The following is a 21,170-nucleotide window of genomic DNA, read 5'->3' as shown; positions in this document are numbered from 1 at the left end:
ATATGGTATTATTTAGGTTATAAGATGATGAAGGAGCTGTAGTGATTGACGTCAGAAACAACATTAGTTTTTATGTTAGATAAAAACATTGAAAGCAATGATATATTTGGAACTCACGATAAACATATCAAAATGCTTGAAGATTATACCCATGTATCAATTTCTTCTAGGGGAGAGGTTGTTCATTTATCAGGAAATGCTGAAGATGTTTCGATGGTTCAAGACATCTTAACAGCTATACAACAACTAATATTAAGAGGACACAAAATTAATAGTAGTGATGTCTTAACAGCTATCCAGTTAGCTAAAAAAGGCCAATTGGAGACATTTTTTAGTCTTTATGAGCATGCTTTATTAAAAGACAATAAAGGCAATCCAATTCGTGTAAAAAACGACGGGCAAAAAAAATACATTCATGCCATTAAAAAAAATGACGTCACGTTTGGTATTGGTCCAGCTGGAACGGGAAAAACGTTTTTAGCGGTTGTTATGGCGGTGAGTGCGCTAAAAAAAGGTGAGGTAGAAAAAATCATCCTCACACGTCCGGCTGTTGAAGCAGGAGAAAATTTAGGGTTTTTACCTGGTGATTTACAAGAGAAGGTTAATCCATACTTACGTCCAGTTTATGACGCACTGTATCAAATACTTGGTATGGAACATACGACACGTTTGATGGACAGAGGTGTGATTGAAATTGCACCTTTAGCTTATATGAGAGGGCGTACGTTAGAAGAAGCATTTGTTATTTTAGATGAAGCACAAAATACAACCAATGCTCAAATGAAGATGTTTCTGACCCGTTTAGGAAATCGATCAAAAATGATTATCAATGGTGACAAAACCCAAATCGATTTGCCACGCGGTGTTGAAAGTGGTTTGATTCATGCGGAAAAAATTCTAAAAGGAATCAAAAATATTACATTTATCGAATTTTCTACTCAAGATGTGGTTAGACATCCAGTAGTGGCTGATATCATTAAGGCATATGCAGACAACTAAAAGGAGCAAAAAGGAGTGAGTGAGGTAAATGAAAACAATACAACAAGTGCCTAAAGTACTTGGAAAATATTATACACCTCTAATTCTATTTTTAATGTCTTTAATCATGTTTGGTTTGATGTTTGGTAGTGTTAGACAAAAGCAAGTGACTTATAAAGTCGGGCAATTATCTAGTGAGACCATTCGTGCTAATAAAACAATTGAAAATAAGGATGAAACAAAAGAAAAACAACGGTTGGCGATGGAAAGTATCACGCCAGAGTACACGTTTAATCCAGATGTTGAAACAAAACAAGTAGAGTCTGTCCAAACGATTTTTAAATTGGTTAAGCAAGTCAATGAGACAGCAGAAAAACAATATAACGACAAAAAAAGTTCTTCTAAACCAACTGTAGAAGATAAATTGCCGATGCTAAAATCGAATTTTGAAAAATTTAACCAAGCAGACATCGCTTTTTTTCAATCTTTTCCAGATACATTTTATGAAGAATTACTACAATTATCTTCAAGTGATCTTGATAATCTAGAACAAGCAGCAGAAAGTACCTTAAAAACAATTTTATCGAAACATATTCGAAACTCAACATTACAGAGTGAAAAACAAGCAGCCAAAGAATTGGTTCAATACAAAGAGTTAACGTCTCAAGAATTGAATCTCTTGGTTATGATTTTTGATAAAGCGATTGTTGTCAATGAAGTAGTCAACGACAAAGCGACAGACACAATGAAAGAAAGTGCTAAGAATAATGTATTACCTGTCATGATTTATCAAGGTGAAATCATTGTTCGAGAAGGGGAACAAATTGATTCAAAAGCAATGGAAAAAATTAAGTTGCTTGGATTAACCAATCAATCAACCTCGACATCACCGCTTTTATCAATGATATTAGCGATCGTGTTGCAAATTGTATTGATTATTTATATTTTACGCCATTCAGATAAAGAGATTCGGGTTAAAAGTGTGACACTGTACACAATTGCTATTACGGTAAGTGTTCTGTTTATGAAATTACTTTATCTGTTACAAAAAGATAGCTTAAGCAACGTCTCTTTATTATTCCCTGCGGCATTTGGCTCGGTTATTTTGTATATGTTTTTAGATAAACGCTGGGGACTACTGATGGGGATGTTCCAAGCAATTTTCTCAATCTTTATCTTTTATAACCTTGCTGGTACGACGTCACTTTTAGTTATTTCGCTATTTTACATGTTCTCTGCGTTTGTTTCGACATTTTTAGTAAACAAACGGATTGGAGCACAGTTGAAAGAGTCTTTCTTTTTATTAATTATTATGCCCATTTTATTTATGGCAGTGTTAGTGATTTATCAAGGCTTTAATATTGGGGATAGTCGCTCTATTACGACGTTATTTATTTCAACAGGTAGTGGGTTATTTTCATTTATCTTATCTATTGGGTTATATCCATACATTGAACTATTGTTAACAGATGATAGTGTGATTGTATTAAATGAATTAAGTAATCCAAATCAACCTTTATTGAAACAATTGTTAGAAGAAGCTCCTGGAACGTATCATCATAGTATGATGGTTGCTAGTTTAAGTGCAAACGCCGTCGCTCAAATTGGAGGAAACTCGTTATTAACACGCGTGGCAAGTTACTATCATGACGTGGGTAAAATCAAACACGCAAACTTTTTCGTGGAAAATTTACCAGATGGGGCAGAAAATCCTCACAATTTCTTGTTACCATCAGATAGTAAAGAAATTATTTTTAGTCATGTGACAGATGGTGTGAAGATTCTAGAAGAAGCGAATATGCCACAATTTGTCATTGATGTGTGTCAACAACATCATGGGACAACCTTGATGAAGTATTTCTTCATTAAAGAGCAAGAACGACATCCAGAGACAACGGAAGAGGCATTTAGATATCCTGGACCAAAACCTCAATCTCGTGAAGCAGGTGTGATTAATATTGCTGATAGTGCTGAAGCAGCTGTTCGTGCGATGGATCACCCAACGAATGAAAAAATCAAAGAATTTGTCCATAATTTAATTCAATCAAGATTAGAAGATGGGCAGTTAAATGAATCAGGTTTGACATTGGATGAGATTGCCATAATTGAAAAATCCTTAGTGGACGGGTTATGTTCAACATTCCATTCACGAATTAAATACCCGAAAATGAAATCAGAAGCAGAAAAAATGAAACAAGAACAAGAAGAAAGAAGGATTTAACAATGGATTTGGTACTCCTTGATAAAACGAACACACTTACAGACGAACAATTAAACTTGGTTTCAACGATTATAGATTTTGCAGCGAAACAAGAAGTCATTAATCTACCAGAAAATACGGAAATGTCAGTAACGTTTGTCGATGATGAAGAAATTCATCAAATCAACAAAGAGCATCGTCAAAAAGATCGTCCGACTGATGTAATCAGTTTTGCATTAGAAGAAGATGATTTATCAGGTTTTGAATTTGATTTAGAAGAACTTGGTTTACCAAGAAATATTGGGGACTTATTCATTTCTGTTGATCGAACGAAAGAACAAGCAGAAGAATATGCCCATTCATTTGATAGAGAACTTGGTTTTTTAACGATTCATGGATTTTTGCATCTTAATGGATATGACCATATGACACCAGAAGATGAGAAAGAGATGTTTGATTTACAGAGAAAGATTTTAGATGCGTATGGCTTGGAACGATAAACAAACTGAGAAAAATCGACGTTTTATCCAGTCTTTAACTCATGCATTATATGGATTAAAGACTGTGATAAAAGAAGAACGAAACATGAAGTATCATATGTTGTTAGGACTCAGTGCGGTTATACTAGGTGTTTTCTGTCACATTTCAATCGCTGAATGGCTATGGTTAATTTGTGCGATTGTGTTAGTATTGATGGCTGAAATGACCAATACAGCATTTGAAGTATTAGTTGATTTAGTAACAAATAAAACGTATCATCCTTTGGCGAAAAAAGTAAAAGACATGGCTGCCGGAATGGTGTTACTCAGTGCCTTTTTTGCTTTATTTGTGGGGATGATCATCTTCCTACCTAAAATAATATCATTTTTAGTAGGTCGTTAAGAAAGGATAAATTGAATGTCAGAACAAAATTTTAAATCAGGATTTGTCGCAATCGTCGGAAGACCAAACGTTGGGAAATCAACCTTATTAAATCGTATTGTGGCTCAAAAAATTGCGATTATGAGTAATAAAGCTCAAACAACACGAAATAAAATTCAAGGAATTTATACCACAAAAGAAGCACAAATTGTGTTTATTGATACGCCAGGAATTCATAAACCTAAAAATAAATTAGGTGATTTCATGGTAGAAACAGCCTATAGTGCGTTACGTGAAGTCGATGCCATTATCTTTATGGTGAGTGCAGATATGCCAAGAGGTCGTGGTGATGACTTTATCATCGAACGATTGAAAAAAGCAGATGCTCCTGTATATCTAGTCATTAATAAAATTGATACCGTGCATCCAGATGAATTGTTACCGATTATTGATGATTACCGTCAAGAACTTGATTTTAAAGAAATCGTCCCAATCTCGGCAACAGAAGGAAATAATGTAGAACACTTATTAGAAACACTAGTAAATGATATGCCAGAAGGGCCACAGTTTTTCCCAGATGATCAAGTCACTGACCATCCGGAGTATTTTATCGTGTCAGAACTTATTCGTGAGAAAGTCTTACAATTAACAGAACAAGAAGTGCCTCATTCTGTAGCGGTCGTAACAGAAAGTATGAAACGTGATGATCATGATAAAATTCATATTCAAGCCACAATCATAGTGGAACGCGATAGCCAAAAAGGTATTATCATTGGTAAAGGTGGTAAAATGCTTAAAAATATCGGAACGAAAAGTCGTAAAGATATTGAGAACCTTTTAGGTGATAAAGTCTTCTTAGAATTGTGGGTCAAAGTACAAAAAAATTGGCGTGATAAACGTCGTGATTTACAAAATTATGGATACAGAGAAACAGATTATTAAACATGGATTTTTCCATGTTTTTTATTCATTTAAGGAGGTGGCAAATTGAGAGGACCACAAGAGGTTAATGGGATTGTTCTTTTTTCAAGGAATTATCGTGAGAGTGATAAACTTGTTAAGATTTTTACTGAATCAAGTGGCAAACGCATGTTTTTTGTGCGTCACGCGAATAAAAAGAACAGTCAAATTAATTCAGCCATCCAACCCTTTACTCAAGCCAATTACATTGGTGATTTGAAAGAGGAAGGGCTCTCTTTTTTAAACTCTGCCAAAGACATTCATCCTTTTTTTGCGATTCAACAGGATATTTTTTTATCAGCCTATGCTACTTATATCTTGAATCTAAGTGATGCTGCCATTGACGATAATGTCTATGATCCGTTTTTATTTGGTTTTATCAAAGACTCACTAACCCTGATAGATGAGGGCTATGATGCCGAAATAATCACCAATATTTTTGAAATCCAATTGCTTCAACGTTTTGGCATACAACTTAATTTTTCATCGTGTGCCATTTGTGGTAGTCAAGAGGAACCATTTGATTTTTCTGATAAATATCACGGGGTGTTGTGCCAAAAGCATTGGTCAATGGATGATCGAAGGTTTCACTACTCACCAAGAGCATTGCATTTTATTCGATTATTTAATCATATTAGTTTTGAACAGATTAAAAGCATCAACTTGTCTGACGAGACGAAACAATACATTAGACAAGTGATTGATTCCATCTATGAAGAATACGTTGGCTTGCATCTAAAAAGTAAAAAATTTATTGATGATATGCAAAATTGGAAGGAAATGATGCCAAAAAGAGAAAACAAAATTGACAAACAAGACAATACCAATTAAAATAAAGACAACTTAGATAGACACGTTGAAAGAACTAAGTAAAGTTGAGTGAGCTAATGAAAGCGAGTTTGGGAGAGTGTAAGCCAAATATTAGACATCATCTTGAAGGCATTCTGGAGTGTTTTAAAATGAAGCTGCCGTGAAAACGGAAGTAGGGTGGAACCGCGAATAGTCGTCCCTATGTTTGATATGTTTATCAAGCATAGGGACTTTTTATTATGTAAAAAAATAGGAGGAGAAACAATGAGTCAAAAATTAACCATACAAGAAATGATTTTAGCTCTACAAAATTATTGGTCAAATCAAGGCTGTATGTTAATGCAAGCCTACGACACGGAAAAAGGGGCCGGAACAATGAGTCCATATACTTTTTTACGTGCGATTGGTCCAGAGCCTTGGAACGCAGCATACGTTGAACCATCACGTCGTCCTGCAGACGGAAGATATGGAGATAACCCAAACCGTTTGTATCAACATCATCAATTCCAAGTCGTGATGAAACCTTCACCAGAAAATATCCAAGAATTATATTTGGATAGTTTGAAAGTATTAGGCATTGACCCATTACAACATGACATTCGTTTTGTTGAAGATAACTGGGAAAATCCTTCTATGGGTTGTGCTGGATTAGGTTGGGAAGTTTGGTTAGACGGCATGGAAATCACTCAGTTTACTTATTTCCAACAAGTGGGTGGATTAGAGTGTAAACCTGTTACATCAGAAATTACATATGGATTAGAACGTTTGGCTTCTTACATTCAAGAAGTTGAAAGTGTCTATGATTTAGAGTGGACGAAAGGTGTTAAATACGGTGAGATTTTTGTGCAACCTGAATATGAGCATTCAGTGTATTCATTTGAACAAAGTGACCAAGAGTTATTATTAAACTTATTTAACAGTTATGAAAACGAAGCAAAACGTGCCATTGAATTAGGATTAATTCATCCTGCGTATGATTATGTATTAAAATGTAGTCACATGTTTAACTTACTTGACGCTAGAGGAGCCGTATCTGTTACAGAACGTGCGGGTTATTTAGCAAGAATTCGTAATATGGCTAGAGCGTTAGCTAAAGGGTTTGTTGAAGAACGTGAGAAATTAGGTTTCCCATTATTAAAAGAATCAGTGGAGGAGGATATTCATGAGTAAACAATTTTTATTAGAAGTCGGGTTGGAAGAAGTACCAGCTCATTTAGTCACTCCAACATCAAAACAATTTGCCAAAAAAGCAGCAGATTACTTGAATGAACACCGTGTGTCATTTGATAATATTGAAGTGTTTTCTACACCAAGACGTTTTGCTATTCGTGTAAATGGATTAGCTGATAAACAAGAAAACATAGAAGAAAAAGCAAAAGGACCTGCAAAAAAAATCGCACAAGATGCGGACGGTAATTGGACAAAAGCAGCCATTGGGTTTGCTAAAGGTCAAGGGGCAACAACTGATGATTTATATGTTGAAACAATTAAAGATGTTGAGTATGTCTTTGTTGATAAATTTATTGAAGGCCAACCTGTTGAAACGATTTTACCAGGCTTAACAGATGTCGCTGCTCATTTAACGTTTCCAATCAGTATGACATGGGGAGAAGGAAACTACCGCTTTATCCGTCCAGTACATTGGTTAGTGGCGTTACTTGAAGATAACATTATCCCTATGTCATTGTTTGGCATTAACAGCTCAAACACCTCTCGTGGACATCGTTTCTTAGGAAAAGTTGCGACAATTAATCACTCATCTGATTACGAAACAGCTTTGGAAGAACAGTTTGTGATTGTTAATCCAGTGATTCGTCAAGACAAAATTAGTAAACAAATCAATGATATAGAAGAAGCAAATCAATGGACAATTCCTCAAGATGCCGATTTATTAGAAGAAGTCGTTAATCTTGTTGAATACCCAACTGTTTTTGTTGGAAACTTTGAGAAAAACTACTTATCATTACCTTCAGAAGTTTTAATTACGTCGATGAAAGAACACCAACGTTATTTTGAAGTCCTAGATTCAGAAGGAAACTTACTAAATCATTTTGTCTCTGTACGAAATGGTAACTCCGACTATCTTGATAACGTTCGAAAAGGAAATGAAAAAGTTCTTCAAGCTCGTTTGGAAGATGCAGAATTTTTCTATGAAGAAGATTTGAAATCATCTATTGCTGATTATGTCGAAAAACTAAAATCAGTCACATTCCATGAAAAAATTGGGTCAATGTATGAAAAAATGCAACGTGTTTCTGTGATTTCAAGATTAATTGGAACATCAGTTGGTCTATCTGACACAGAGATGAAAGATTTAGAACGTGCTGCTCAAATTTATAAGTTTGATTTGGTCACATTAATGGTAGATGAGTTTCCAGAGTTACAAGGATTAATCGGGGAAAAATATGCAACAATTAAAGGTGAAAGTAAAGGTGTAGCTCAAGCGATTCGCGAGCATTATTTACCTAAATCAAGTGATGGCGAGTTACCTGAAAGTAATGTGGGGGCTGTCTTAGCTATTGCAGACAAGTCTGATACGTTATTATCATTTTTTGCTGTTGGACTTATGCCTAAAGGATCAAATGACCCATATGCACTTAGAAGACAAGCTTATGGTATTATCCGTATTATCGAATCGAAAGGATGGGATTTCCCAATCGTTCGTTTACAACAACAAATGAAAGAATTAATTAATGAAGACATTGAACGTTTTGGTTTAAGTATTGACTCAGATGAAGAAGTGCTAACAGAATTCATTAAAGGTCGTATGAAACAATGGTTTAGTGGTAAAAAAATTCGCCATGATATCATCGAAGCAGTTTTAGAAAGTCGCCAAGAAAACTTGCATACCATGTTTGAAACGGCTGATATTCTAGAAAGTCATGCAGCGGAATCGGACTTTAGACCAACAATTGAGTCGTTGACACGTGTCATCAATTTATCAAATAAAGTGGAAGATAACGAAATAGGTGCAGTAAATCCTGATTTATTTGAAAATGAATCAGAGAAAAAATTATATGATGCCATCGCATCCGTTTCTAAAAAAGTGGGTGAGTTGACGTTAAATGAATTATATGAGGAATTACGTCAGTTAAACCCATTAATCGAAGCTTATTTTGAAGATACAATGGTGATGGTTGATAATGACGAAGTTCGAACAAATCGTTTAAATCAATTACGTACTATTGCAAATATTGCATTATCATTTGCTAGTTTAGATCGTCTGATTGTGAAATAACAAAAAAGAGTGAGGCTTAAAAATAAGCTATCACTCTTTTTTTATGTATTTATTTACGTTTGTTTGTTGCAGGTTTACTAAATGTTTTCCAAGCATCCTTATAATTAGCATCGGTTCCACCAATACCAAACTTAAAGACGCTATCTTTTGGTCCATCAGTTGCATATAGGCTATCAATTTCTTTAGACCCTTTTAGGTTAATTTGTTGATTATCAACTTTAACGACCCCAACTTTTTCACCGGTAAATTCAACCACTTTTTCTTTTTTCACTGAAGGATCTAGGGTAAATTTATCAGATGCTTTGAAAACATCTGGATTTCTTTGGTAAACATAATTAGTCATATAAGCCCAGTACACCATGTTTTGTTTGTTCCAAGTAGAGTTCATTTGGGTGTTATCATCATAGCCAATCCAACTACTCATTGTCACACCAGGTGTTGAAGCTGTAAACCAATAATCTTGTTCGTTTTCAGAAGTACCCGTTTTTCCAACCCAGTCTGCTTTAGCTAGTGTTGGATTAACAGATTTGAGTGCGTCTTGAGCAGGTTGCCCGGTACCACTTTTTAATACGTCTCTCATCATGTCATTCATGATTGAGGCAGTGGCAGGTTTAAAGACTTGATTAGGTTCTTGTTTATGCTCATAAATCACGTCACCTTTTTCATTGGTGATTTTATCAATAGAATACCCTTTATTATATACCCCTTTATTTGCCAAAGTGGCATAGGCTTCAGTTTCTTCTAATACAGTCATACCATGATCCGTTCCTCCAAGAGGGATTGATTCTCGGTAATATTCATCTGGGTTAAGTCCAATATTCATTTTGTCAAAATACTGTTTAGGATCAATGCTTTGAAGCATATCATTGTAAAGATTCACAACAGGAATATTCAACGACCATTTTAACGCTTCTCTGACTGATTTGAACGAATTACTCCCCTTATCAGAATAATTTTTTACTTCTTGACCATTTTTGTATTTCAATGGGTAGTCAGAAAGTTTTGATTCTGAACCGATAATCCCATTATCAATAGCAGGAGCATAAGCTAAAATAGGTTTCATCGTAGAGCCAGGTGAGCGTCTTGTTTGGAAGGCATGATTATTTTGATTTTGATTGTAATCTCGTCCACCAATAAACCCATAGATTCGTCCAGTTTGATTATCCATCAAGACACTACCAGTTTCGAGCAATTTTCCGCTGCCGTCATCAAGTAAGTACCCAAAGTTATTAACTGCTTCTTGCATGGCATTATGTGTTGTCTTATCAATAGTAGAATGAATCGTATAACCAGAACGAGCAATATCTTTTTTCACGCGTTCAAAGTATTGATCGAATAATTGTTTCGACTCATTAATGTCGGCTTCAGTATACCCGTCTGCTTCATAGTAGCTAGGCATTAACACACGCGTGGCTTCGTCATAAATATAGTTGTATAAAAAGCCATTATCATTTTCTGCTTTTGGTTCTGGTTTGAGAAAATCTTGCTTCAAATCATACCCTTTAGCTGCTTCGTATTCATCTTTTGTGATAATTTTTTCACGATACATATTGAATAACACGTCATTTTTTCGATTCAATCCAGCACTTAAGTCTTCTTTTAGTTGTGCGTCATTGGTGTAAGGTGAATACTCAATAGGGCTTTGCGGTAATCCTGCTAAAAAGGCAGCTTGTGGAAGTGTCACATCACTGGCATGAACACCAAATATACCTAAAGCAGCTTCCTCAATACCAGCAATGTTTTCACCATGATTGTTTCGCCCAAATGGGGATACATTCAAGTAGGAACTTAAAATCTCATCTTTTGACATGATTTTCTCTGTTTTTAAGGCTAGTACAATCTCGGATGCTTTTCTACGATAAGATGTTTCATTAGTTAAAACTTGCTGTTTGACAAGCTGTTGCGTAATTGTTGAACCACCAGATTTATTACCAATACCTATGACATCAGAAATCGTTGCACGAGCAATGGCTTTTGGAACGATTCCTTTATGTTTAAAAAAGTTCTCATCCTCAGTTGATATCAAGGCTTCTTTTATAAAGTCCGAAATGCTATCAGAAGAGACGTTTGTTCTGATTAAATCGGATTGAATAACAGCAATTTGTGATCCGTCTGCATAAGTCATATTTGATTGTTGATCCAAATTAGAGATTTTTTTTATAAGGTCATCTGGTTTTGGAACATCTACCGTTTTGACTAGTGAGGCAAAGTATCCTATACCGGTTCCAACACCTAACGTTGCAACAGCTAGTACAACAACGATAAGTAATAACATGAGAGAGCGAATGACGCGATATGTCACATTTAGGACAAATGGCCAATCGTGTTTGCTATTGGGTTCAGGTGCTTGTGTGTCCAATTGTTCGGGAACTTGACTGTTCAATTCGTTAGAGGGGTCAAACTGATTATCCTCATTCAATGTATCACCTCATCTTATATTAATATGCTCAATTATATTATTTTACAATTAATCATTATACTTAGTCAAATTGTTTTGATTTTATAAGATAAAAATGACGTTTTCATCTTTCTTTTATGATTTGAATAGGTTAAGATTAAAGATGAATAAAATTAAGGAGGAACTAATATGACAACGAATTTTTTATCAGAATTAAAGGATCGTGGTCTCGTCTATCAAATGACTGACGAACAAGCATTAGAAGAATTATTGAATGAAGAGTCTGTTAAGTTGTATATTGGTTTTGATCCGACAGCAGATAGTTTACACATCGGTCATTTATTACCAGTATTAACCTTAAAACGATTTCAAGAACAAGGACACGTGCCAGTAGCACTTGTTGGTGGGGGAACGGGTATGATTGGTGACCCATCATTTAAAGATGCAGAACGTAGTTTAAATTCTACTGAAATTGTTGAATCATGGGCTAATAGTCTTAAAAATCAATTGTCTCGTTTTATTGATTTTGATGATAAAACAAATCCTGCAATTTTAGCTAATAATGCTGATTGGTTAACTAGTATGACATTGATTGACTTTTTAAGAGATGTGGGTAAAAACTTTACAATTAACTATATGATGAGTAAAGAAAGTGTGAAGCGTCGTATTGAAACAGGTATTTCATATACTGAATTTGCCTACCAATTACTGCAAGCTTATGACTTTCTAAAATTATATGAGACTGAAGGAGTAAAACTTCAATTAGGTGGAAGTGATCAGTGGGGAAATATCACTTCAGGAATTGAGTTATTACGCCGTGAAAAAGAAGTTCAAGGATACGGATTAACGATGCCACTAATTAAAAAGGCAGATGGTACAAAATTTGGTAAAACAGAAGGAAATGCGGTTTGGTTAGATGCAGATAAAACATCTCCTTATGAATTTTATCAATTTTGGTTAAATACAGATGATCGTGATGCGGTCCAATTCTTAAAATACTTTACATTTTTATCACTAGATAAAATTGCTGAGATTGAAAAAGAATTTAATGAGGCACCTCATGAAAGAGCAGCTCAAAAAGCGTTGGCTAAAGAAGTGACAACACTTGTTCATGGTGAAAAATCTTACGAACAAGCTGTTAGAATTTCTAAAGCACTGTTTAGTGGTGACATCAAGGAATTAACAGCTGAAGAAATTAAACAAGGATTTAAAGATGTTCCTAGTTATGATGTCTCAGCTAATGATGATTTAAACCTTGTTGAATTACTAGTCAACTCTGGTATTGAATCGTCAAAACGTCAAGCACGTGAAGATGTCCAAAATGGTGCTATTTACATTAACGGCGATAGAATCCAAGACCTAGACTATGTTTTATCAGATAAAGATAAAATCGAGAACTCATTTATTGTGGTTCGTCGTGGTAAGAAAAAATATTTCCTTTTAACATTTTAAGGTTTTTAAATTAGCTAAAAAAATGATGCATAACATCATTTTTTTAGCTTTTTTATCTGTCCATAATGAAGTGGATAGGTTGCAACATAACTTGTAAATTTTATTATTTATTGTTCTTAATAGGATAAATTGTTTCTCTAAATACAACGTTTTTAATAATTTTTTCAGAAATTTTCATTTAAGAAACCTTTACAACTGTTAAGTTTTGAGTATATAATTAGTTCTTAATAGAATAACATTAGGTTTTAATGAGAGAAGAATGTTATTTATCATGATGTTATAAGAAAGGGGTTTTTAACAATGATTACATTTAAAAATGTAGAAAAGTATTATGGTGAGTTTCATGCGTTGAAAAATATTAATTTAAGCATTGAGACAGGTGAGGTTGTTGTTGTGCTAGGCCCTTCTGGTTCAGGGAAAAGTACCATGTTACGTTGTATCAATGCACTTGAAGATATCACAACGGGCGAATTAATAGTAGATGGAACGAATATTTTTGATCCAAAAACGAATTTAAATGATGTCAGAAAAAATCTAGGGATGGTATTCCAACAATTTAACTTATATGCAAATATGACGGTTTTAGAAAACGTTACGTTAGCACCAATAAAAGTATTGGGTCTAGATAAGCAAGCAGCAAATGAACGTGCTGAGCGTTTATTAGAAAGAGTTGGCATGTTAGATAAAAAAGAGTCGTATCCCTCACAATTGTCAGGAGGTCAACAACAACGTGTGGCTATTGCAAGAAGTTTAGCTATGACACCTGATTATATGTTATTTGATGAACCAACGTCAGCACTTGACCCAGAGATGGTTGGAGAAGTATTGGACGTTATGAAGTCTCTAGCAAAAGAGTCTGGTATGACGATGGTTGTGGTAACTCATGAGATGGGATTTGCCAGAGAAGTAGCGGATAGAGTCATTTTTATGGCTGATGGAGAAGTACTAGAAGATCGCGAATCAGAAGCCTTTTTTGATGATCCACAAGATGAAAGAGCGAAACAATTTTTAAGTAAAATTATTAGTCATTAGGAGGGAGCAATATGAAAAAAGTTTATCGTGGTTTATTGATGTTAATGATGCTTTCTTTCGTTTTTTTACTTGGAGCTTGTGGGGCAAAAAGTATTTCTGAATCAAATGTGTTAGATAAAATCAAAGAGAACGATAAAATGATTTGGGGAGTCAAGTATGACACCAAATTATTTGGTTTGATGAATATAGAAAAAAGAGAAGTAGAAGGATTGGATATTGATATCGCAAAAGAAATCACTAAACGTCTGTTAGGTGATGAAAAGAAAGCAGAATTTGTTGAGGTGACATCAAAAACAAGAATCCCTCTTTTGAAAAATGGAAACATTGATGCGATTATTGCCACTATGACCATTAGTGACGAGCGTAAAAAACAAGTGGATTTTTCAGATGTTTATTTTGATGCGGGACAATCTCTTTTAGTTAAAAAAGGTAGCGACATAAAAAGTATTGATGATTTAAAAGCAGGGAAAATAGTTTTAGCAGTAAAAGGATCTACTTCAGCTGTAAACGTGAGGAAAAAAGCCCCTGATGTGACAGTTTTAGAATTAGAAAACTATGCTGAAGCGTTTACGGCTCTTCAATCTGGTCAAGGCGATGCGATGACAACAGATAATAGCATCCTTTTAGGTATGGCATCTGAAAACCCTGATTATGAATTAGTTGGTGGTAATTTTACTGAGGAACCATATGGAATTGCGTTTAATAAAGGGCAAACAGACTTAGTAAATGAAGTCAATCGCTTGTTATCAGACATGAAAAAAGATGGCACCTATGACAAGATATATAAAAAATGGATTAAAGACTAAAAGATAAAGGAGTTGAGACTATGTTAGAAATTTGGAATACTTATCATCAAGATATTTTATCTGGACTAAAAGTAACATTGACAGCCAGCTTGATTGCGTTAATTGGTAGTTTGATTATTGGAACCATAACAGCCATGATGCAAGTAGCCACAAAAAAATGGATTCGACGAATTGGCAATATCTACGTTAATTTTTTCCGTAATATTCCTTTATTAATTGTGGTAATGTTTTTCTTTGTTGTATTACCGTTGTATGGATTTAAATTTAATGGAATCACATCAGGTACCATCGGCTTAACACTATATACATCAGCTTTTATTGCGGATACGGTTCGATCAGGTATTGAAGCTGTATCAACGGGTCAAAAAGAAGCAGGAATGTCTTCAGGCTTAAATTATTTCCAAATTATGTACTATATCGTGTTACCCCAAGCATTTAAGGTAGCGTTGCCTTCATTGGGGAATCAATTTATCAATTTAGTTAAAAATTCGTCTATTTTAGCTATGGTTACAGGAGCAGATCTTATGTATACCGGTGACTTGATTGCCAGTGAAACGTTTAATACGTTAGGCACTTATACATTAATTGGCCTCATTTATCTACTGATGACGATGCCGTTGTCGTATTTGATGCGATATATTGAAACACGCGTTGCAACAAATTAAGAAAGGAGTGAAAGAAATGAATTTTGCTCAAGCTTTGACATTACCTAATTTACGTTTTATTTTTGATGGGTTATTAGTAACTCTCGAAGTAGCGGTTATTTCGATTATTTTTAGTTTTATCATTGGTGGGATTTTAGGTGTTATCCGATTTTTACGCATACCGTACTTATCCAAAATAGTTGGACTTATCATTGATATCATCAGAAATTTACCATTACTTTTAATTATATTCTTTACGTATTTTGCGTTGCCTCAAATTGGTATACAGTTTAGTATTTTTTGGTCAGCGGTTGTGGCATTGACGATTTTTGAATCAGCAATGCTATCTGAAATTATTCGAGGTGGTATTGAAGCTGTACCTAAAGGACAAATGGAAGCGGGTCGTTCAACTGGTCTTAATATTGCTCAAACAATGTATTATATTGTATTACCACAGGGGATTAAATTGATGGTTCCTCCGCTTGTTAGCCAGTTTGTTTCGTTAATTCGTGATACATCGTTAGCAGTTGTGATTTCGTTACCAGAGTTGACACACAATTCTAAAATTATTTATGCCCAATACCCTAGTACAGTATTGGTGATGTTCATCATCATGACAGTGTGTTATTTTGCCATTTGCTACTCACTATCGCTTTTTGCGAAACGATTTGAATTAAATTATCAAAAATAATCGAACGAATTTGTTCGGTTATTTTTTTAGGCAATAATCTTGTAGTCAATTCGATAAAACGCTACAATCTATAAAGTAAGTTAATAGAAATGAGGAATTATTTTATGTTATTAGGGTCTCATGTTAGTATGAGTGGAAAAGAGATGCTGTTAGGGTCAGCAAAACAATCAGCAGAATATGGTGCATCAACTTTTATGATTTATACAGGGGCACCACAAAATACACGAAGAAAACCAATTGAAGAGTTAAATATTGAAGCAGGTCGAGAATTTATGCTTCAACATGATTTAGACATGAATAAAATAGTGGTACACGCTCCTTATATCATCAATCTTGGTAACACAACGAAACCACAAAACTTTGGGTTTGCCATTGACTTTTTACGTCAAGAAATTGAACGTGTGTCAGCTATTGGTGCAACACAAATAACAATGCATCCTGGTGCCCATGTTGGAGCGGGAGTTGATGCGGGGATTAACCAAATTATTAAAGGATTAAATGAAGTGTTAACAAGTGATCAAACACCACAGATTGCGCTAGAAACGATGGCGGGAAAAGGAACAGAAATCGGTCGTTCATTTGAGGAAATCGCACGTATTATTGATGGTGTAACACATAACGATAAATTATCTGTCACTCTAGATACATGTCACATTAACGATGCGGGTTATAATGTACGTGAAGATTTTGATGGTGTGTTAGAAGAGTTTGACAAAATCATTGGTTTGGACAGATTAAAAGTCATTCATGTCAATGATTCTAAAAACGATCAAGGCTCACATAAAGACCGTCATGCTAATATTGGCTTTGGGACAATTGGGTTTGATGCATTAAATTATGTGGTTCATCACGACCAATTAACAGAGTTACCGAAAATTTTAGAAACACCTTTTGTAGGTGAAGATAAAAAAACAGCCAAAGCACCATACTATCATGAGATTAAAATGTTGAAAAAAGGAGAATTTAATCCTAATTTGTTAATAGATATTGAAAATAATGCCTAAATTTGTTAAAAGAGTCTTTTCATTGACGTTATTTTCTAGTACAATTGATTATTGTGGAGTAGATTAATTGGAGGAAGGAGCGTCGAAAAGATGAATACTGGATTAGCTATTTTATTCATTATTATTGCCCTAATTTTAGGAGCAGTCGGTGGATTCTTTTTAGCAAAGAAAACATTTGAAGATCAATTACAGAAAAATCCTCCCGTTAATGAGGATATGTTGCGTATGATGATGTCACAGATGGGTCAAAAACCGTCAGAGAAGAAAATACGTCAAATGATGCAAAACATGACAGCTCAAAACAACAAGAAGAAAAAATAGTTGTTTTGTTTTGGAATGAATAAAAAACATAAAAAACGGGTGCTTTTTCGCACCTGTTTTTTTATGGTCAAAAGGAGTGAACAACTTGAGCGTTTTTAAAAAATTAGCTTGGTTTTTCAAAGAAGAAAAGAAAAACTACATTATCGGTGTAGGGGCATTAATTTTAGTTGCTATCATTCAATTATTACCGCCGAGAGTGATTGGGATTGTCGTGGACTCTATTGCTGATAAAACATTAACCGTTCAAAAATTAATGTTTTGGGTTGGATTATTAGTATTAGCGGCTATCGTGGTGTATTTATTGCGTTATGTGTGGCGAACACACATCTGGGGTGGTGCAGCTAGATTAGAAAAACGTATGAGAAAAAGATTGTTCCATCATTTTACGCAGATGGACCAAACGTTTTATCAACGTTATCGTACAGGAGATTTAATGGCACATGCCACAAATGACTTAAACGCCATCCAAAACGTGGCCGGTGGAGGGATTTTAACCTTTGCTGATGCGTTTATTACAGGAGCTATAACGGTGATTGCGATGATTATTTTCATTGATTGGCGTTTAACATTACTAGCGTTACTACCGTTTCCACTACTTGCTGTGTTATCTAGTAAACTTGGAGACAAGTTACATGCAGCATTTAAAGAGTCACAAGATGCGTTTTCAAGATTAAATGATAAAACACAAGAAACAATTACTGGGATAAAAGTGATTAAAACTTTTGGACAAGAAAAAGAAGAAATAGAAGATTTTAAAGAAAAAGTGGATTACTCTGTTAGAAAAAATAATCGCGTCAACTTTTTAGATGCATTATTTGATCCACTGATTACAATTATTATTGGGTTAAGTTACATTATTTCGATTTCACTAGGTGGCTACTTAGTTAAAACTGGAAGTATTTCAATTGGGCAGTTAATCTCATTTTTTAACTATATTGGAATGTTGGTTTGGCCAATGTTCGCAATCGGGCGTTTCTTCAACATTTTGCAACGAGGGAATGCAAGTTATGACCGTGTTAATGAATTATTAAGTGAAAAGTCAGCGATTATAGAAATGAAAACAGGTGTATCTCAGCCAGCAAAAGGAGATATCCATTATCACGTAGACAAATTTAATTACCCAGGTGATGAGGTAACAGCATTAGAAAATATAGATTTTACCTTACATGAGGGAGATACTCTTGGAATAGTTGGTAAAACTGGATCAGGGAAAACAACATTACTAAAACTGTTAATGCGTGAATACGATGATTATGATGGTGAAATAGTATTTGGTGGTAACAAATTACAACATTATACATTAGATGCACTACTTCATTCGATTGGTTATGTGCCACAAGATCATTTCCTGTTTTCGATGACAGTAAGAGATAATATTCGATTTGGTCGCCCAAAAGCATCGCAAGAATTAGTCGAAACGATTGCTAAACAAGCTGCTGTACATGATGATATTATGGGATTTAGTCATGGTTATGACACAATGGTTGGAGAACGTGGTGTCTCTCTTTCAGGTGGTCAAAAACAACGTATCTCGATTGCACGAGCCCTATTAACAGAACCAGAATTATTAATTTTAGATGATGCGTTATCTGCTGTTGATGCTAAAACAGAGGAATTAATATTATCTAGTTTGAAAGAAACAAGACAAAATAAAACAACGATTATCACGACTCATAGATTAAGTAGTGTAAAACATGCAAAAGAAATCATTGTGATTGATGAAGGAAAAATCATCGAACGAGGCACCCATAACGAGTTGATTGCGTTAAATGGTTAGTATAAGAAAATGTATGACCATCAACAACTTGAACAAAAAATTGAAGGGGGGCTAAACTAATGGAAGAACAACAATCAGCATGGTCCAAGTCGTTTACGATGAAAGAGCAAAAAGAAATCGTTAAGCGTTTGATAACTTTTGCTAAACCGTTTAGAAAATACTTTGTCGGCTCATTAGTATTTGCCGTGTTACTTGCGGTCGTTAATATTATTTTGCCGAAAATTTTGCAAGTGTTTATGGATAATCATCTAACAGATACTAGTGTGACGACACAGACGATTTTATATTTCGCTGCCCTTTATGGTTTAGGAACGTTATTTAAAGCTATTGTATGGTTTGGACAGTGGATTTTATATTACAAAGGCTCATTGCAAACATACCAATCTATCCGCGTTAAGTTATTCTCAAAACTACAAATGATGGGCATGAGATACTTTGACCAGACACCTGCTGGATCAATTGTTTCTCGTGTGACAAATGACACTGAAACGTTATTTGATTTTTGGTTAGTTTTCTTGATGGTTTTATCTGCGTTATTTGGTATCGTGGCATCATTTATTGCCATGGCAACAATTAATGTGCAATTAATGTTTGCTTGTTTGATCTTTTTCCCGATATTACTGGTGATTATCTGGTATTATCAAAAATTTAGTTCAAAGATTTACCGCAACATGCGTGAGAGATTAAGTCAATTAAACACAAAATTAAATGAATCGATCTCAGGTATGCAAATTGTGCAATACTTTAGACAAGAAGAACGTCTTGAAGAAGAATTTGAAGAAAATAATAATGAATACTTAAAAACAAAGTATGCCATGATTCGGACCAATTCATTACTTCTTGCACCGATTATTAACTTACTTTTCGCTTTAGCAACAGCGATGATTTTAGGGTTCTTTGGGTTTAAATCATTCAACTCATTAGTTGAAGTTGGGATGATTTATGCGTTTATTTCATACGTACAACAATTTTTTAATCCAATGACACAGATGATGGACTTTTTAAGTACATTTCAAGATGGGCTTGTTGCTGGAAGCCGAATTATGCGTATTTTAGATCATGAAGAATTAGTTCCACAACAAAATGAAGGAGCTAATGCAACCATTACAAACGCAAAAATCGAGTTCAGAGATGTTAGTTTTTCTTATGATGGAAAGCATAACGTATTAAATAACATTAGTTTTGTCGCAAATCCAGGTGAAACAGTGGCGTTAGTTGGTCATACTGGAAGTGGTAAAAGTTCAATTATCAATGTGCTGATGCGATTTTATGAGTTTTATGATGGTGACATTTTAATTGATGATGTGAATATCAAAGATTATCCAATGGAAGAATTACGTGAGAAAATGGGATTAGTCTTACAAGATGCGTTTATGTTTTATGGTGACATTTCAAGCAATATTAGATTGTTAAATAGCGCGATTACAGATGAGCAGATTGTTCATGCGGCAAAATTTGTTCAAGCGGATAAATTTATTGAGACATTACCTAAAAAGTATCATGCACCTGTTTTGGAAGGCGGATCAAGTTTTTCAAGTGGCCAACGTCAGTTGATTTCATTTGCCAGAACAATCGTTACTGACCCGAAGATTTTAGTATTAGATGAGGCCACTGCTAATATTGATACTGAAACCGAAACACTGATTCAAGAAGGATTAGAGAAAATGCGTAAAGGTCGTACGACGATTGCCATTGCACATAGATTGTCTACTATTAAAGATGCCAATCTTATTTTAGTTCTTGAAAAAGGTCATATTGTTGAAAAAGGAACGCATGATGAGTTAATTGATAAAGAGGGGTTATACTACGATATGTATCGTTTGCAAAATAACCAAATATAAATTTTTTAAAGATGGTAAGGCGTTTCAACACGCTTTGCCATCTTTTTTATTAGCAAAAGGAGAGAGTAGTGATAAAAGTTTGAATTATTTTTTATGAAAAAATTAAATTTTAATGAATTTTATAATAAAGGATGATAAAATGATTGATAAGACAGTT

Annotated in this window: 18 protein-coding genes; 17 read left to right on the top strand and 1 reads right to left on the bottom strand. The window is 34.6% G+C overall.

Annotated elements, in window-relative coordinates; translation table 11 throughout:
* The first annotated feature begins 45 nt into the window (after positions 1 to 45).
* The 8 genes from BW731_RS00215 to glyS all read left to right on the top strand — a co-directional run bounded on the left by BW731_RS00215 (position 46) and on the right by glyS (position 9,047).
* Positions 46 to 999, top strand: coding sequence for a PhoH family protein (locus BW731_RS00215; protein ID WP_079344676.1), 954 nt, complete (start codon positions 46 to 48; stop codon positions 997 to 999).
* 28 nt (positions 1,000 to 1,027) lie between these two features.
* Complete coding sequence (locus tag BW731_RS00210) at positions 1,028 to 3,199, top strand: HD family phosphohydrolase (protein WP_079344674.1); 2,172 nt, start codon at positions 1,028 to 1,030, stop codon at positions 3,197 to 3,199.
* A 2-nt stretch (positions 3,200 to 3,201) separates the two neighbouring features.
* Positions 3,202 to 3,678, top strand: coding sequence for an rRNA maturation RNase YbeY (gene ybeY, locus BW731_RS00205; RefSeq protein WP_079344672.1), 477 nt, complete (start codon positions 3,202 to 3,204; stop codon positions 3,676 to 3,678).
* Entirely contained in the window at positions 3,662 to 4,060 is a 399-nt protein-coding gene (locus tag BW731_RS00200) for a diacylglycerol kinase family protein (protein WP_198931950.1), read from the top strand. The genes ybeY and BW731_RS00200 overlap by 17 nt, the downstream gene beginning before the upstream one ends.
* A gap of 15 nt (positions 4,061 to 4,075) precedes the next feature.
* Positions 4,076 to 4,981: a GTPase Era gene (era, locus tag BW731_RS00195; RefSeq protein WP_079344668.1), complete on the top strand. Its 906-nt coding sequence runs from the start codon at positions 4,076 to 4,078 to the stop codon at positions 4,979 to 4,981.
* 45 nt (positions 4,982 to 5,026) lie between these two features.
* Positions 5,027 to 5,830 carry a DNA repair protein RecO gene (gene recO / locus BW731_RS00190; protein ID WP_079344666.1) on the top strand — a complete coding sequence of 268 codons (804 nt, stop codon included), beginning with the start codon at positions 5,027 to 5,029 and terminating at the stop codon, positions 5,828 to 5,830.
* Positions 5,831 to 6,073: 243 nt separating this feature from the next.
* Positions 6,074 to 6,979 carry a glycine--tRNA ligase subunit alpha gene (gene glyQ, locus BW731_RS00185; protein ID WP_071456933.1) on the top strand — a complete coding sequence of 302 codons (906 nt, stop codon included), beginning with the start codon at positions 6,074 to 6,076 and terminating at the stop codon, positions 6,977 to 6,979.
* Positions 6,972 to 9,047: a glycine--tRNA ligase subunit beta gene (glyS, locus tag BW731_RS00180; RefSeq protein ID WP_079344664.1), complete on the top strand. Its 2,076-nt coding sequence runs from the start codon at positions 6,972 to 6,974 to the stop codon at positions 9,045 to 9,047. The genes glyQ and glyS overlap by 8 nt, the downstream gene beginning before the upstream one ends.
* A 49-nt stretch (positions 9,048 to 9,096) precedes the next feature.
* On the opposite strand, the gene BW731_RS00175 is transcribed toward glyS, so the two are convergent.
* A complete protein-coding gene (locus tag BW731_RS00175) occupies positions 9,097 to 11,466 on the bottom strand; it encodes a transglycosylase domain-containing protein (protein WP_408645865.1) in 2,370 nt (789 codons plus the stop codon).
* A gap of 168 nt (positions 11,467 to 11,634) precedes the next feature.
* On the opposite strand from BW731_RS00175, the gene tyrS reads away from it, so the two are divergent.
* From tyrS to BW731_RS00130, 9 genes are all read left to right on the top strand, one after another.
* Positions 11,635 to 12,897, top strand: a complete 1,263-nt coding sequence (gene tyrS, locus BW731_RS00170; protein ID WP_079344662.1) for a tyrosine--tRNA ligase — start codon at positions 11,635 to 11,637, stop codon at positions 12,895 to 12,897.
* Positions 12,898 to 13,197: 300 nt separating this feature from the next.
* Entirely contained in the window at positions 13,198 to 13,929 is a 732-nt protein-coding gene (locus BW731_RS00165) for an amino acid ABC transporter ATP-binding protein (RefSeq protein WP_079344660.1), read from the top strand.
* 137 nt (positions 13,930 to 14,066) lie between these two features.
* Entirely contained in the window at positions 14,067 to 14,735 is a 669-nt protein-coding gene (locus BW731_RS00160; RefSeq protein ID WP_408645955.1) for a transporter substrate-binding domain-containing protein, read from the top strand.
* A gap of 20 nt (positions 14,736 to 14,755) precedes the next feature.
* Positions 14,756 to 15,400 (top strand): amino acid ABC transporter permease, encoded by a 645-nt coding sequence (locus BW731_RS00155; protein ID WP_071456928.1) that lies wholly within the window; start codon positions 14,756 to 14,758, stop codon positions 15,398 to 15,400.
* Between the two features lie 16 nt (positions 15,401 to 15,416).
* Entirely contained in the window at positions 15,417 to 16,070 is a 654-nt protein-coding gene (locus BW731_RS00150) for an amino acid ABC transporter permease (RefSeq protein ID WP_079344656.1), read from the top strand.
* Positions 16,071 to 16,174: 104 nt separating this feature from the next.
* Positions 16,175 to 17,074 (top strand): deoxyribonuclease IV, encoded by a 900-nt coding sequence (locus BW731_RS00145; protein ID WP_079344654.1) that lies wholly within the window; start codon positions 16,175 to 16,177, stop codon positions 17,072 to 17,074.
* Positions 17,075 to 17,164: 90 nt separating this feature from the next.
* Complete coding sequence (locus BW731_RS00140; RefSeq protein WP_071456925.1) at positions 17,165 to 17,395, top strand: YneF family protein; 231 nt, start codon at positions 17,165 to 17,167, stop codon at positions 17,393 to 17,395.
* Positions 17,396 to 17,480: 85 nt separating this feature from the next.
* Complete coding sequence (locus BW731_RS00135) at positions 17,481 to 19,172, top strand: ABC transporter ATP-binding protein (RefSeq protein ID WP_079344652.1); 1,692 nt, start codon at positions 17,481 to 17,483, stop codon at positions 19,170 to 19,172.
* A 59-nt stretch (positions 19,173 to 19,231) separates the two neighbouring features.
* Positions 19,232 to 21,013, top strand: a complete 1,782-nt coding sequence (locus BW731_RS00130) for an ABC transporter ATP-binding protein (RefSeq protein WP_079344650.1) — start codon at positions 19,232 to 19,234, stop codon at positions 21,011 to 21,013.
* The last annotated feature ends 157 nt before the right edge of the window (positions 21,014 to 21,170 follow it).

It is taken from the genome of Vagococcus martis (genome assembly GCF_002026305.1).
In the GTDB taxonomy this organism is placed as follows: domain Bacteria; phylum Bacillota; class Bacilli; order Lactobacillales; family Vagococcaceae; genus Vagococcus; species Vagococcus martis.
Note: the sequence above shows the minus strand (reverse complement) of the source record. Positions and strands in the feature narration are given on the sequence as shown.